Source organism: Falsirhodobacter sp. 1013, from assembly GCF_051195255.1.
Taxonomy (GTDB): Bacteria; Pseudomonadota; Alphaproteobacteria; order Rhodobacterales; family Rhodobacteraceae; genus Falsirhodobacter.
Window position 1 is genome coordinate 231105 of the sequence record NZ_JBNJLK010000003.1, and the last position, 13207, is coordinate 244311.

The following is a 13207-nucleotide window of genomic DNA, read 5'->3' on the forward strand; positions in this document are numbered from 1 at the left end:
TGCATTGGTGCGCGGTTTCGGCATATCGACCCCAGGGATGGACATCGTGTCTTTTCTTCAGGGTGCGAGATACTAATATATAAGAATGCGACGATTCGGGAATGGAGGCCCGGAGCATAGCACTCACGACCCAATGGGAGAGGGGGGTCCGACATGAGCCAATTCTTGGGAAAGCGAGCTTTCGCCAGCGCCATATCGCTGGTGGGGCTTGTGATACTCGTATTCTTTCTGTCACGCCTGACGGGCGATCCGACGGATCTTTACCTGCCGGTCGATGCGAGCCTTGAGGCGCGGGAACAGTTCCGCGAGCTTCACGGCTTCAACGATCCGCTGCTGGTGCAGTTCGGACGCTACGTCTGGGACCTGATGCATCTGGACTTCGGCCAGTCCATCCGCGAAGCGCGCCCGGCCATCGACGTGGTGCTGGAAAGCTTCGGCTGGACGCTGAGCCTGGCCGCCGTCACCATGACCATCGTGACCGTGGCCGCCGTGGTCATCGGCTCCATGGCCGCGTTCCGTGTGGGCGGCCTGTTTGACCGTCTGGCGACGTTCTTCTCGCTCATCGGCGCCTCCGCCCCGGATTTCTGGATCGCCATCGTGGCGATCGTGATCTTCGCGGTGAACCTGCACTGGCTGCCGACCTCGGGGACGGGGACGATCTGGCACTGGATCCTGCCGGTCGCCGTGCTGTTCATCCGCCCCTTCGGCCTGATCCTGCAGGTGGTGCGCGGCTCGATGATCACGGCCTTGTCCTCGGCCTATGTGAAGACGGCCAAGGCCAAGGGCGTGAAGGCGCGGCCCATCATCTTCGTGCACGCGCTGCGCAACGGGCTGCTGCCGGTCATCACCGTGATCGGCGATCAGGCGGCCGCGATCCTGAACGGTGCCGTGGTGGTGGAAACGATCTTCGGCTTCCCCGGTATCGGCAAGCTGATGATCGACAGCATCCTGCAGCGCGACTTCGCGGTGGTGCTTGCCGCCATCATGATCTCCGCCCTGGCGATCTTCATCATGAACCTGCTGATCGACATGGCCTATGCCGTGCTTGATCCGCGCATCCGGTATTGAGCGATGGCGATGACAGACACAGCGACGACGTCGCCCCGCGGCAAGGGGCCGATCGGCACCTTCTTCAAACTCCTCTGGGCGGACAAGTTCGCCTTCGTGGCCATGATCTTCCTGGCCCTCGTGATCTTCTGCGCCCTGTTCGGGCCGTGGCTGATGGGCGACGCGGCGGGCGGGCTGAACCTGCGCGGTCGCAACGCGCCCCCGTTCCGGTTCGACCTGGGCTGGGCCATGGTGCTGGGCGCGGATTCGCTGGGCCGGCCGCTGCTGCCCCGCGTGATCATCGCGGCGCAGAACACGATGATGGTCGCGGCGGGCGCAGTCGTCTGCTCGATGATCATCGGCACCTGCCTTGGCTTGGTCGCAGGCTATTCGCGCGGCCGTCTGGGCCAGATCATTCCGCGCCTTGCGGACGTGATCATGTCCTTCCCCTCTCTTCTGCTGGCGGTGATCGTCCTTTACATGCTGGAACCCAGCGTCACCAACATCATCATCGTTCTGGCGATCACCCGTATCCCCGTCTATCTGCGGACCGCCCGGGCCGAGGTGCTGGAAATCCGCGAGCGCATGTTCGTTCAGGCCGCCACGGTCATGGGCGCCTCCTCCACCCGCATCATCTTCCGCCACATCCTGCCGGTGATCCTGCCCACGCTGATCACCATCGCCACGCTGGACTTCGCCTTCGTGATGCTGGCCGAAAGCTCGCTCTCGTTCCTCGGGATCGGCATCCAGGCGCCCGAGATCACATGGGGCCTGATGGTGTCGCAGGGCCGCGCCTATCTGACCAACGCATGGTGGCTGTCGTTCTGGCCGGGTCTGGCCATCATCCTGACGACGCTGTCACTGAACCTGATCTCCAACTGGCTGCGCATCGCGCTCGATCCCGCGCAACGCTGGCGGCTGGAAATGGGAGGACGCAAGAATGGCTGATCATCTGCTGGAAGTCCGCAACCTGTCGGTGGAATTCCACACCGCGCAGGGCGTCGTGAAGGCGGTGGAGGACGTGTCCTGGCACCTCGACCGCGGCGAGACGCTGGCCATCCTGGGCGAGTCCGGATCGGGCAAGTCCGTGTCGGCCTCGGCCGTGATGAACCTGATCGACATGCCGCCGGGCCGCATCCGGCAGGGCAAGATCCTGCTGGACGGCAAGGACCTGCTGAAGATGACGGAGGAGGAGCGCCGCCGCATCAACGGCAAGCGCATCGCCATGGTCTTCCAGGACCCGCTGGCCCACCTGAACCCCGTCTACACCGTCGGTTGGCAGATCGCCGAGATCATGCGCGTCCACGGCACGGCACAGGCCGACGCCAGGGCCCGTGCGCTGGCCCTGCTGAAACGCGTCGGCCTGCCCGAGCCGGAGGCGGCGCTGAACAAGTATCCGCACCAGTTCTCGGGCGGGCAGCGGCAGCGGCTGATGATCGCCATGGCCGTGGCGATGAAACCCGACATCCTGATCGCGGACGAACCGACCACAGCGCTGGACGTGACCGTTCAGGCCGAGGTGCTGTCCCTGATGCAGGAACTGCAGGCCGAAACCGGAATGGGCATCCTGCTGATCACCCATGATCTTGGCGTCGTGGCGGAAATCGCGGACCGCGTCGTCGTGATGAACGGCGGCCGCGTGGTGGAAACGGGGGAGGCGGCGGAGGTCTACACCAACCCGCAGCACCCTTATACCAAGAAGCTGATCGGCGCGGCGCCCGGCAAGGGCGAGATGCCGGAAGAAGGCGACCGTGACGGCGAGCCGCTGCTGAAGGTGCAGTCGCTGCAGAAATCCTATGGCGGGTTCCACGCGCTGAAGGGCGTCACCTTCACCATCATGCCCGGCGAGACCGTGGCCGTGGTGGGGGAAAGCGGATCGGGCAAATCCACGCTTGCCCGCGCCCTTCTGCGGCTGGAGGAGCCGAACGGCGGCAAGGCCATCTATCGCGGACGCGATCTGGTGACGATGGCGCCGAAGGACCTGTTCAAGATGCGCCGGGACATCCAGATGGTGTTCCAGGACCCGACGCAGTCGTTGAACCCGCGCATGACAGTGTACCAGATTATCTCCGAGGCCTGGGCAATCCATCCGGACATCCTGCCGAAGTCGCAATGGCGCGCCCGCGTGTCGGAACTGCTGACCAAGGTGGGCCTGCATCCGGAAATGGCCGCGCGCTATCCGCACCAGTTCTCGGGCGGGCAGCGGCAGCGGATCGCCATCGCGCGGGCCTTGGCGATGGAGCCGAGCCTGATCATTTGCGACGAGGCCGTGTCGGCGCTGGACGTGTCGATCCAGGCGCAGGTCATCCAGCTTCTGGACGGGCTGCGGCAGGAATTCGGCCTGTCTTATCTGTTCATCGCCCACGACCTTCCGGTGGTGCGCGATTTCGCAGACCGCGTGATCGTCATGAAGGCGGGCCGCATCGTGGAGGAGGGGCCCGTTCGTCAGGTCTTCGACCACCCGCGCGAGGAGTATACCCGCGCGCTTCTGGCCGCGAGCCTTGATCCCGATCCGAACATCCAGGCCGCCCGCCGGGACGCGCGCCGCAACATGGAGACTGCCGTCGCATGAAACCCGATCTTCTGGTCGCCTTCACCCCCCGCGCGCTTCAGATGGCGCAGCTGGAGGAAGCCTACACCTGCCACCGCTACGATTCCGCCGCCGACAAACCGGCGTTCCTGGCCGAGTTCGGGCCCCGTTGCCGGGCGATGTTCTGCAACGGCCACCTGCATGTGGACGCGACGTTCCTGGATAACATGCCGAAGCTGGAGATGATCGCCGTTACCTCGGCCGGGTTCGAAACGATCGACGTGGCAGAGCTGAAGGCCCGCGGCATCCGGATGACCAACACCTCGGACGCGCTGGTGGACGATGTGGCGGACATGGCGGTGCTTCTGATGCTGGCCGCCCGTCGGCAGTTGGTAGAAGGGGATGCCTATGTCCGTTCGGGCGACTGGGGCCAGATGGGGATGTTCCCGCTGACCACCTCCACCAGGGGGAAGAAGGCCGGGATCGTGGGTCTTGGCAACATCGGTTCGGCCATAGCCAAGCGGTGCGAGGCGTTCGGGCTGGCGATCGGCTATTCCGGCCGCACGAAGAAGGACGTGCCCTACACCTTCTTCGACAACCCGAAGGATCTGGCCGAATGGTCCGACATCCTGATCACCGCCACCTCGGGCGGGACGGACACCCAGCATCTGATCTCGGCCGAGGTGCTGCGGGCGCTGGGGGAAAACGGCAGCTTCGTCAACATTGCGCGTGGCACCGTGGTGGATGAGGATGCGCTGATCGAGGCGCTGGAAAACGGCGCAATCGCCAGCGCCGGACTGGACGTCTTCAAGAACGAGCCGACGCCCGATGCCCGTCTGCTGAAGCTGCCGAACGTGGTGCTGTATCCGCACCACGCCAGCGGCACGACGGAAACGCGCGACGCGATGCACCAGCTGGCGGTGGACAACCTTGCGGCCTTCCATGCCGGAAAGCCGCTGCTGACGCCGGTGCTTTAGGTGAAATAGTCGGGGTGCTTTTCACGAAGCGCCTCGACCTGCATGACGGTGCGGCTCAGGTGAACGCGGGCGGCCTCCATCGCGCCGGGGGCGTCCTGCGCCTCGATCCGGTCCACGATGTCCGTGTGACGTTCCAGAATGTCGGAGATCTTGCCGGGATGGGGGAGGTGCAGTTGACGAACGCGTTCCATATGCCCCGCCCGTTCCCGCACCAGCCGGTGCAGGTCGGGCTGGCCCGCCGCGATGAACAGGGTCTGGTGAAACAGCTCGTCCAGCTCCTGAAAAATGCGATATTGCGACGGATCGTCCGCCACGGCCTGCTGCATGCGGATGATGGACCGCAGCCGCGCGATGGTGCCTTCGGGCACCTCCTCGGCCAAGCGGCGCGACACTTCGGTTTCCAGCGCCACGCGCAGGAAATGCGCCTCGCGCAGCTGTTCGGTGTCGATGCGGCTGACGACAGTCTTCGACTGCGGGCGGATCGTCACCAGCCCGTCATGCGCCAGCTTCTGCAACGCTTCGCGCAGGGGGGTCTGGCTGACGCCGTATTCCTCCGTCAGCTCGGTCCGCGACAGGGTCGTGCCGGGCGGAAGGTCCAGCGTGATGATGCGCTGGCGCAGCGCGTCATAGATGCGCTGCACCGTGTTTGCAGCAGGCTGGTCGTTCATCGCCAGCCCGGAATAGGAGGTCGGGTTCATCCTTGGGTCCTTCCTTGCGCGGCCACCGGCACGAACTTCCAGATTGAGATTTCTAGAACGCTAATATATAAGAATCAAGAGGTGTCGGGGGAGCGACGCCTATATCCACCGGAGGAGATAAGATGCTGCAACAGGCATTGACGGGTATTTCGGGCATTCTGGTAACGCCGTTCGACGACCAGGACCGCATCGCGCCAGCGCGTCTGCAGCCGATCATCGACAAGGCCTTGGCGGCCGGGATGCACATTCCCGTGGTCAACGGCAACACGGGTGAATTCTACGGCCTGACCATGGAAGAGGCCGAGGAGATGATCCACGCCGTCACCGGCATGGTGGATGGACGCGCGCCGGTTCTGGCGGGCGTCGGGCGCAGCGTGGGCGACGCGTGCCGGCTGGCCCGTGCCGCGGCCAAGGCCGGTGCCGCCGGCCTGATGGTGCACCAGCCGCCGGATCCCTTCACCGCCCCGCGCGGCGTGAAAACCTATCTGTCCCGCGTGGCCGAGGCGGCGGACGGCCTGCCGCTGGTCCTGTATCTGCGCAACGACGCGATGGGCGCTGCGGCCATTGCCGACCTGTGTTCGGTGCCGGGCGTGGTCGGCGTGAAATGGGCCTCTGCCAATCCCCTGCGGCTGGCCGAGGCGATGGCCGCCGCTGACCCCTCCATCGTATGGGTGGGCGGTCTGGCCGAGGTCTGGGCCCCGGCCTTCTATGCGGTCGGGGCACGGGGGTTCACCTCCGGCCTCATCAACATCTGGCCGGAACGGTCGATGGCCATCCACGCCGCGCTGGAAGGGGGCGACTATGCCCGCGCCCGCGCCCTGATCGCCGACATGGCCCCGTTCGAGGAGATCCGGGCCGAGGAGATGAACGGCACCAACGTCACCGGGGTGAAGGCGGCGCTGGCCGCGGTGGGGCAGGATTGCGGGCCGACGCGGGCCCCGTCCGCCTGGCCCTTGACCGCGGCGCAGGACAAGAAGATGCGCGCGTTCCTTCAGGCCCACGGCCTGGCCCGACGCAGCGCGGCCTGACAGATCGACGCCCGCACCCCGACCGGGGGCGGGCTTTTTGCTTTGGGAGGAGCATGATGAAAGCCTATCTGACCGCCACGGCCGCTTTGGCCCTCATGGCCACGGGTGCCTATGCGCAGGACCGCAACATCACGGTCGTGCTGTCGCAGAACGTGGATCTGGTGGATCCCTGCATGTCCGCGCGCCAGAACGTCGGCCGCGTCGTTTCGGAAAACGTGAACGAGATGATGGTGGAGTTCGATTATGTCGACGGCGGTCTGAAGCCGCGTCTGGCGACGGAATGGTCGCAGCTGGACGACGACACTTGGCAGTTCAAGCTGCGTGACGGCGTCAAATGGCATGACGGAACGCCCTTCACCGCCAAGGACGTGGCCTTCACGCTGGAGCGGAACAAGAACCCGAACCTGACCTGCGAGGTGGGCGGCAAGTATTTCGGCGGGATGGAGTTCTCGGTGGACATCAAGGATGACCACACGATCGACATCACCACGAACCCGCCGTCGCCCATCCTGCCGCTGCTGATGACGGTGATGCCCATCGCCTCGGCCACGGCAACCCCCGCCGATGAACTGACGCGCAAGCCGATCGGCACCGGGCCTTACGTGTTCGACCAGTGGAACGTGGGCCAGTCCATCGTGCTGAAGCGCAACCCGGATTACTGGGGCGAACAGCCGCAGGTGGAACAGGCGACCTACATTGCGCGCGCGGACAGCGCCGTGGCCGCGGCCATGGTCCAGACGGGGGAGGCCGACATCGTGCCGTCCATCGCCATGCAGGATGCGACGAACCCGGACACCGATTTTGCCTATCCAAACTCCGAAACCACCTACATGCGGATCGACACGCGGACCGCACCGCTGGACGACCGCCGCATCCGCGAGGCGCTGAACCTCGCCATCGACCGCGAGGCGATGATCGGCACCCTTCTGCCCGAGGAGGCGCAGATCGCCAGCCAGCTCGTGGTGCCGACGACCATCGGCTACAACAAGGACATGAAGCCGTGGCCCTATGACCCCGAGCGTGCAAAGGAACTGGTGGAGGAGGCGGAAGCCGACGGCGTTCCGGTGGACACGAAGATCCTGATCGTCGGCCGGAACAACCTGTTCCCGAACGGGACGGAAACCATGGAAGCGATGATGTCCATGTGGCAGGAGGTCGGCCTGAACGTCGAGCTGCAGATGAACGACGTGTCCGTCCACAACAACTATTTCGTGCGTCCCTTCAACCAGGACGGCGTGCCGACCCTGACCGAGGCGATGCACGACAACGCCACCGGCGACCCCGTGTTCACGGCCTATGTCAAATACGCCTCGGACGGGATCCAGTCGATGGTGGTCAATCCCGAACTGGACAAGATGATCGCCGATGCGACGATCGCCTCGGGCGATGACCGCGCCGCGATGTGGGCCGAGGTGTTCCGCGTGGCGGAAAACGACATCATCGCCAACGTGCCGATGTTCCATATGGTGGGCTTCACCCGCGTGTCACCGCGTCTGGATTACAAGCCGACGATCGCCGCGAACTCGGAACTGCAACTGGCGCAGATCGGCTTCCGCTGATCCCGCCGCGCCGCGCCTTCGGGCGCGGCTTTTTCATGTCCGGAGACACCATGCCACGCATCCCACATGCCACCCTTCGCGCCTTTGCCGAAACGATGCTGACGCGCGCGGGGATGGAGGCCGACAAGGCCGCCGCCACCGCCGAGATCCTGGTGGAAGGCGACATGATCGGCCATGACACCCACGGGGTCAGCCTGATCTCGTGGTATCTGGACGCGCTGGCCGACGGGTCGATGAACGGCGTCGGCGGGTATGAGGTCGTGGCGGATCGTGGCGCCACCTTCGTCTGGGACGGGCGCTTCCTGCCCGGTGCGTGGCTGTTCACCGAAGCGCTGGATCAGGCGATGGACCGCGTGGCCACGCATGGCGTGGTGACGGCGGCGATCCGCAACTGCCACCACACCTGCGCGCTGTCGGCCTATCTGCGGCGCGTGACCGAACGCGGGCTGATCGCGCAGATCAGCTGTTCGAACCCCGGCGCGTCGCGGGTGGCGCCGTTCGGGGGACGCAAGCCGGTGCTGACGCCGAACCCGCTGGCGGTGGGCCTGCCCACGCGGTCGGATCCGATGCTGATCGACGTTTCCACCTCCATCGCGACGACGACGATGACGCAGCAACTGGCCAAGAAGGGCGAACGCTTCCCCGAGGCCTGGGCCCTGACCGCAGAAGGCCGCCCCACCGACGATCCGTCCGAGGTGACGGAACGCGGCGGTTCGCTGATGCCGCTGGGGGGGGCGCTGAAGGGGCACAAGGGCTTTGGCCTTGCGCTGATGGTGGACGTGCTGGGGCAGGGGCTGTCGGGACGCGGCCGGGCCAACACCGAAAACGGCACCTTCGCGCAGTCCGCCTTCCTTCAGGTCATGGACCCCGAAGCGTTCAGCGGCCTTGATGTGTTCACCGAACAGGCCGAATGGACGGCCGAGGCTTGCCGCACCAATCCCCCCGCCGCCGGCAATGACGGCCCGGTCCGCGTGCCCGGCGACAGCGCCGCCCGCAAACGCCGCGAGGCGCTGGACAAGGGCGTGGACATCTCGGCCGAGCTGGCCGCGAAGCTGGCCCGTGCTGCCGAACGCGTGAACGTGGCGCTGCCCAGCGAACTCGCATGAAAAAGCCGCCGGAGCCTTGGGCTCCGGCGGCCGATCCGTGGTCTCAGCGGCCGGTCTTCTGGCGCCAGTCCTGATATTTCTGGACGTTCTCATCCTTCGTCGGGGGATAAAGGCCGATCACGGCCGCGCCTTCCAGCACCTGTTCCAGCACGAAATCCTCGAAGCTTTCCATGCCGAGGCATTCGTCGGCCAGTTCCTCGGCCAGATGGGCCGGAACGACGATCACGCCGTCGCGGTCACCCACCATCACGTCGCCCGGGAACACCGCCACGTCACCGCAGGCGATGGGGATGTTGATGTCCAGCGCCTCGTGCAGGGTCAGGTTCGTGGGGGCGGAAGGGCGCTGGTGATAGCAGGGCATGTCCAGCTTGCCGATGCCTTCGGCGTCGCGGAACCCGCCATCCGACACCAGACCCGCCGCGCCGCGCATCGCCAGACGCGTCACGAGGATCGACCCGGCCGAGGCGGCGCGCGCGTCCTTGCGGCTGTCCATCACCAGCACATGGCCGGGGGGACAGGTTTCGACCGCCACGCGCTGGGGGTGGTCGGCGTTGCGGAACACCGTGATCTCGTTGCGATCCTCGCGCGCGGGGATGTAGCGGAGGGTGAAAGCCTGACCCACCATCGTCACCGGCTTTGGAGCCACGGGCACGACGTTCTGGATGAACTGGTTGCGCAGGCCCCGCTTGTAAAGCGCCGTCGCCAGCGAGGCGGTGGAGATCTTGAGGTATTTGGCCCGCGTTTCCTCGGACAGGACGTAGTCGGTCATGGTCGGCTCCATTCAGAAGATGTCGGGCTGGCGGACCGGGCCGCCGAACGAGGTTTCAAGAAAGTCGAAGTCGCAGCCCTTGTCGGCCTGCGTCACGTGGCGCGAGAACATCCAGCCCCAGCCGCGCTGGTAATGCGGTTCCGGCGCGACCCATGCCGCGCGGCGGCGTTCCAGCTCCGCCTCGTCCACCAGCATGTCGAGGGTGCGGTTCGGCAGGTCCATCCGCACGATGTCGCCCGTCTTCAGCAGGGCCAGCGGGCCGCCGACGAAGCTTTCCGGCGCGACGTGCAGGATGCAGGCGCCATAAGAGGTGCCGGACATCCGCGCGTCGGAAATGCGCAGCATGTCGCGATGGCCCTGCTTGATCAGCGCCTTCGGGATCGGCAGCATCCCCCATTCGGGGAAGCCGGGACCGCCCTGCGGGCCGGCATTGCGCAGGACCAGCACATGATCCGGCGTCACCTCCAGATTTTCGTCGTCGATGGCCTTCTTCATCTCGGGGTAGCTGTCGAAGACCAGCGCGGGGCCCTGGTGGACATGGTATTTCGGATCGCAGGCCGCGGGCTTGATCACGGCCCCGGCGGGGCAGAGGTTGCCGCGCAGCACGGCCAGAGAGCCTTCGGCATAGACCGGATTCGACAGGGGGCGGATCACGTCGTCGTTGTAGACGACCGCGCCTTCCAGGTTTTCCGCCATCGTCTTGCCGGTCACGGTCATCACCGAACCGTCCAGACGATCCTCCATCTGCTTCATCAGCGCGCGCAGGCCACCGGCATAGAAGAAGTCCTCCATCAGGTAGTCCTTGCCCGAGGGGCGGACATTGGCGATCAGGGGCGTCGTGCGGCCCAGATCGTCCAGATCGTCCAGCGTCAGGTCCACGCCCGCGCGGCGCGCCATGGCGATCAGGTGGACCACGGCGTTGGTGGAACAGCCGGTGGCCATGGCCACGATGGCCGCGTTCCGGCACGCGGCGGCGGTGATGATCTTGTCGGGGGTCAGATCCTCCCACACCATCTGCACGATGCGGCGGCCGCAATCGGCGCCCATGCGCTGGTGGTTGGCGTCGACGGCGGGGATGGACGACGCGCCGGGCAGCGTCAGCCCCATGGCGTCGGTGATCGCCGTCATGGTGGACGCGGTGCCCATCGTCATGCAGGTGCCGGCCGACCGGGCGATGCCGCCCTGCACCCCGATCCATTCGGCATCGGAGATGTTGCCCGCGCGACGTTCATCCCAGTATTTCCATGCGTCCGACCCCGAGCCGAGGATGCGGCCCGCATAGTTCCCGCGCAGCATCGGGCCGGCGGGCAGGTAGATCATCGGCACGCCCGCGCTGATAGCCCCCATCACCAGACCGGGGGTGGTCTTGTCGCAGCCGCCCATCAGCACCACGCCGTCCAGCGGGTGCGAACGGATCATCTCCTCCGTCTCCATCGCCAGCATGTTGCGGTACAGCATCGACGTGGGCTTGGTGAAGCTTTCATCCACCGACAGCGAAGGCAGTTCGACCGGGAAGCCGCCCGCCTGCAACACGCCGCGCTTCACGTCCTGCGCCCGTTCCTTGAAGTGGGAATGGCAGGAGTTCAACTCGGACCAGGTGTTGAGGATGCCGATGATCGGCTTGTCGCGGAAATCCTCCTCGGAATAGCCAAGCTGCATCAGCCGCGAGCGGTGCCCGAAGCTGCGCAAATCATCCGGGGCGAACCAGCGGGCCGAGCGCAGATCGGCTGGGGTCTTGCGGGTCATGGTGGTGTCCTGTCTCGTCCGGAGGAACATGACGGCGGGCCTCGCGACCATCTTGATGGTCGTCATCCCTCGAGTCGGACCTCCTCCCAAAGTCCGATGTAAAAGGATACTAATATATAAGAAGATGGTGTCAATCGGCTGTTTGCGCTGATGGCGCGTTCTTCAGGCTGTCGGCCGCACGGCCATGTTCACGGACCTTTCGTTCTACGGCGGCGTTTCCTTTCCAGCCGCGAAGGAGAGACCATGTGCAACCTGTATTCCCAATCCGCCAGTCAGGACGAGGTGCGACAGACCGCTGAAGACTTCGAGATCATCGACTGGACGGGCAACCTGGCGCCGCAGCCCGGCATCTATCCCGATTACGCGGCGCCCGTCCTGCGCAACGGGGGTGAGGGGATGGAGTTGGCGATGGCGCGCTGGGGGATGCCGACGCCGCCGCGTTATCTGACGGGCAAGCGCACCGATCCGGGGGTGACGAACGTGCGGCGCGTGGATTCACCCCATTGGCGGCGCTGGCTGGGGCCGGAGCATCGCTGCCTTGTGCCCTTTACAAGCTTTTCCGAAATGGACGGACGTCCGGGGGCCGCGCGCAACCATCCGGTCTGGTTCGCGCTGGACGACACGCGTCCGCTGGCCTTCTTCGCCGGCATCCGGACGCGCTGGACCTCGGTCCGCAAGCTGAAGGACGGGGAAACGACGGACGAGTTGTTCGCCTTCCTGACCTCCGACCCGAATCGAGAGGTGGGGGAGGTGCACCCGAAGGCCATGCCCGTGATCCTGACCACGCCCGAGGAGTGGGCAATCTGGATGACCGCCCCGGCGCCCGAGGCCCTGCGCCTTCAGCGCCCCTTGCCCGATGGCCGCCTGCACATCGTGGCCGAAGGCGTGCGCGAGGATGGTCGCCCCGCCTAGCCCTTGAACCAGCGCAGGGCGTTCACCGCCGCATCCGCCAGATCGCCCCCACGGGCGACGTAATGTTCCGGCACGGCGAAACGGCCGGTGCCGGGTGCTTCGATCTCTGCCGCAAGGGCGTTTACCAAGCGGCGCAGGCGGTGCTGGTGCAGGCCAAGGCGCCGCTGGATCGGGTCCGTGACGATCCCCGCGAAGGTGGCCATCACGGCCAGCACCAGAACCAGCGCGGCGCCGGTCAGAAGAACCGTGGACAGTGGCACCCGCGACGGGAAGGCCGAATACCACACCGCGCCCAGCGCACCCCCCAGCGGGAAGGAGGCCACGGCCGCCCCCTGCGCCATGACGGCGGCAAGGGCCGGGGCGAGCGACAGCACCCCCGGCGTCAGGGACTTGAACGTGACCGCGCCGAAGCCGATCGTGCCGACGGTGGTCGCGATCTCGTTCGTGGCGTTGCGCGTCGCGACATAGTCGTCGATGGCGCCCAGCGGGATCAGCCCCAGCGGTTCCAGCAGGTCCCGGTGCAGGCGGCGGTCCAGTTCGGCCGCAAGCGCGGTGCGGAACATCAGCGGACGGGCGGTGACCCAGCGGGCGGCGCGGGGCAGGCGAACCCAGGCCAGCAGGGCGCCCGCCAGCTTCTGGATCAGGAACAGCGGCGCCAGCGTCACGTTGGCGGGCGCGCGCAGCAGGTCCCAGCCGACCGCATGGCGGTGCAGCTTGATGCTGCCCCAAAGGCTGAAGTTCCGCGCCGTGAACGCCTCTACGGCGGCCGCGCGATCATTTGCGGTCTGCATCGGCCCCCTCATCTTCGTCACGATGCGATGAACTTGGGCCCGCC

At 66.1% G+C, this 13207-nt stretch carries 12 protein-coding genes; 8 read left to right on the forward strand and 4 right to left on the reverse strand.

Translation table 11 applies throughout. The features are described from left to right. The first annotated feature begins 153 nt into the window (after nt 1-153). Genes ACSHZY_RS07410 through ACSHZY_RS07425 form a run of 4 tightly spaced genes read left to right on the forward strand, consistent with a single transcriptional unit; the run spans nt 154 to nt 4554 of the window. Nucleotides 154-1068 (forward strand): ABC transporter permease, encoded by a 915-nt coding sequence (locus tag ACSHZY_RS07410; protein ID WP_435167557.1) that lies wholly within the window; start codon nt 154-156, stop codon nt 1066-1068. A 9-nt stretch (nt 1069-1077) separates the two neighbouring features. Beyond that, nucleotides 1078-1995: an ABC transporter permease gene (locus ACSHZY_RS07415; protein ID WP_435167560.1), complete on the forward strand. Its 918-nt coding sequence runs from the start codon at nt 1078-1080 to the stop codon at nt 1993-1995. After that, nucleotides 1988-3619, forward strand: a complete 1632-nt coding sequence (locus ACSHZY_RS07420) for an ABC transporter ATP-binding protein (protein ID WP_435167563.1) — start codon at nt 1988-1990, stop codon at nt 3617-3619. Before ACSHZY_RS07415 ends, ACSHZY_RS07420 begins: the two co-directional genes overlap by 8 nt. Continuing rightward, nucleotides 3616-4554 carry a 2-hydroxyacid dehydrogenase gene (locus ACSHZY_RS07425; RefSeq protein WP_435167566.1) on the forward strand — a complete coding sequence of 313 codons (939 nt, stop codon included), beginning with the start codon at nt 3616-3618 and terminating at the stop codon, nt 4552-4554. Before ACSHZY_RS07420 ends, ACSHZY_RS07425 begins: the two co-directional genes overlap by 4 nt. Here the strand turns inward: ACSHZY_RS07425 and ACSHZY_RS07430 are convergent. Further along, entirely contained in the window at nt 4551-5252 is a 702-nt protein-coding gene (locus ACSHZY_RS07430; RefSeq protein WP_435167569.1) for a GntR family transcriptional regulator, read from the reverse strand. The genes ACSHZY_RS07425 and ACSHZY_RS07430 overlap by 4 nt on opposite strands. A 122-nt stretch (nt 5253-5374) precedes the next feature. Here ACSHZY_RS07430 and ACSHZY_RS07435 point away from each other — a divergent pair, with 122 nt between their 5' ends. Genes ACSHZY_RS07435 through ACSHZY_RS07445 form a run of 3 tightly spaced genes read left to right on the forward strand, consistent with a single transcriptional unit; the run spans nt 5375 to nt 8945 of the window. Next, on the forward strand, nt 5375-6280 hold the full coding sequence (locus tag ACSHZY_RS07435; RefSeq protein WP_435167572.1) for a dihydrodipicolinate synthase family protein: 906 nt from the start codon (nt 5375-5377) through the stop codon (nt 6278-6280). Nucleotides 6281-6333: 53 nt separating this feature from the next. Continuing rightward, on the forward strand, nt 6334-7839 hold the full coding sequence (locus ACSHZY_RS07440) for an ABC transporter substrate-binding protein (protein WP_435167575.1): 1506 nt from the start codon (nt 6334-6336) through the stop codon (nt 7837-7839). A gap of 50 nt (nt 7840-7889) precedes the next feature. Then, a complete protein-coding gene (locus ACSHZY_RS07445) occupies nt 7890-8945 on the forward strand; it encodes an Ldh family oxidoreductase (RefSeq protein ID WP_435167579.1) in 1056 nt (351 codons plus the stop codon). Between the two features lie 43 nt (nt 8946-8988). On the opposite strand, the gene ACSHZY_RS07450 is transcribed toward ACSHZY_RS07445, so the two are convergent. Continuing rightward, entirely contained in the window at nt 8989-9714 is a 726-nt protein-coding gene (locus ACSHZY_RS07450) for a ribonuclease activity regulator RraA (RefSeq protein ID WP_435167582.1), read from the reverse strand. Nucleotides 9715-9726: 12 nt separating this feature from the next. Further along, nucleotides 9727-11460 (reverse strand): L-arabinonate dehydratase, encoded by a 1734-nt coding sequence (gene araD, locus ACSHZY_RS07455; RefSeq protein ID WP_435167585.1) that lies wholly within the window; start codon nt 11458-11460, stop codon nt 9727-9729. Nucleotides 11461-11703: 243 nt separating this feature from the next. Between araD and ACSHZY_RS07460 the strand changes: the two genes are divergently transcribed. After that, the gene (locus tag ACSHZY_RS07460; RefSeq protein ID WP_435167588.1) at nt 11704-12372 is read left to right on the forward strand and encodes an SOS response-associated peptidase; all 669 of its coding nucleotides are present in this window, start codon (nt 11704-11706) and stop codon (nt 12370-12372) included. Here the strand turns inward: ACSHZY_RS07460 and ACSHZY_RS07465 are convergent. Next, complete coding sequence (locus tag ACSHZY_RS07465; protein ID WP_435167591.1) at nt 12369-13163, reverse strand: DUF6635 family protein; 795 nt, start codon at nt 13161-13163, stop codon at nt 12369-12371. The two genes, ACSHZY_RS07460 and ACSHZY_RS07465, sit on opposite strands and share 4 nt — an antisense overlap. Between the last annotated feature and the right edge of the window lie 44 nt (nt 13164-13207).

Bases quoted from the DNA above. Each gene is read 5' to 3' on its own strand.
- ACSHZY_RS07415 (WP_435167560.1), top strand. From the start codon at position 1,078: ATGACAGACACAGCGACGACGTCGCCCCGCGGCAAGGGGCCGATCGGC.
- ACSHZY_RS07440 (WP_435167575.1), top strand. From the start codon at position 6,334: ATGATGAAAGCCTATCTGACCGCCACGGCCGCTTTGGCCCTCATGGCC.
- ACSHZY_RS07445 (WP_435167579.1), top strand. From the start codon at position 7,890: ATGCCACGCATCCCACATGCCACCCTTCGCGCCTTTGCCGAAACGATG.
- ACSHZY_RS07430 (WP_435167569.1), bottom strand. From the start codon at position 5,252: ATGAACCCGACCTCCTATTCCGGGCTGGCGATGAACGACCAGCCTGCT.
- ACSHZY_RS07460 (WP_435167588.1), top strand. From the start codon at position 11,704: ATGTGCAACCTGTATTCCCAATCCGCCAGTCAGGACGAGGTGCGACAG.
- ACSHZY_RS07410 (WP_435167557.1), top strand. From the start codon at position 154: ATGAGCCAATTCTTGGGAAAGCGAGCTTTCGCCAGCGCCATATCGCTG.
- araD (WP_435167585.1), bottom strand. From the start codon at position 11,460: ATGACCCGCAAGACCCCAGCCGATCTGCGCTCGGCCCGCTGGTTCGCC.
- ACSHZY_RS07465 (WP_435167591.1), bottom strand. From the start codon at position 13,163: ATGCAGACCGCAAATGATCGCGCGGCCGCCGTAGAGGCGTTCACGGCG.
- ACSHZY_RS07425 (WP_435167566.1), top strand. From the start codon at position 3,616: ATGAAACCCGATCTTCTGGTCGCCTTCACCCCCCGCGCGCTTCAGATG.
- ACSHZY_RS07435 (WP_435167572.1), top strand. From the start codon at position 5,375: ATGCTGCAACAGGCATTGACGGGTATTTCGGGCATTCTGGTAACGCCG.
- ACSHZY_RS07450 (WP_435167582.1), bottom strand. From the start codon at position 9,714: ATGACCGACTACGTCCTGTCCGAGGAAACGCGGGCCAAATACCTCAAG.
- ACSHZY_RS07420 (WP_435167563.1), top strand. From the start codon at position 1,988: ATGGCTGATCATCTGCTGGAAGTCCGCAACCTGTCGGTGGAATTCCAC.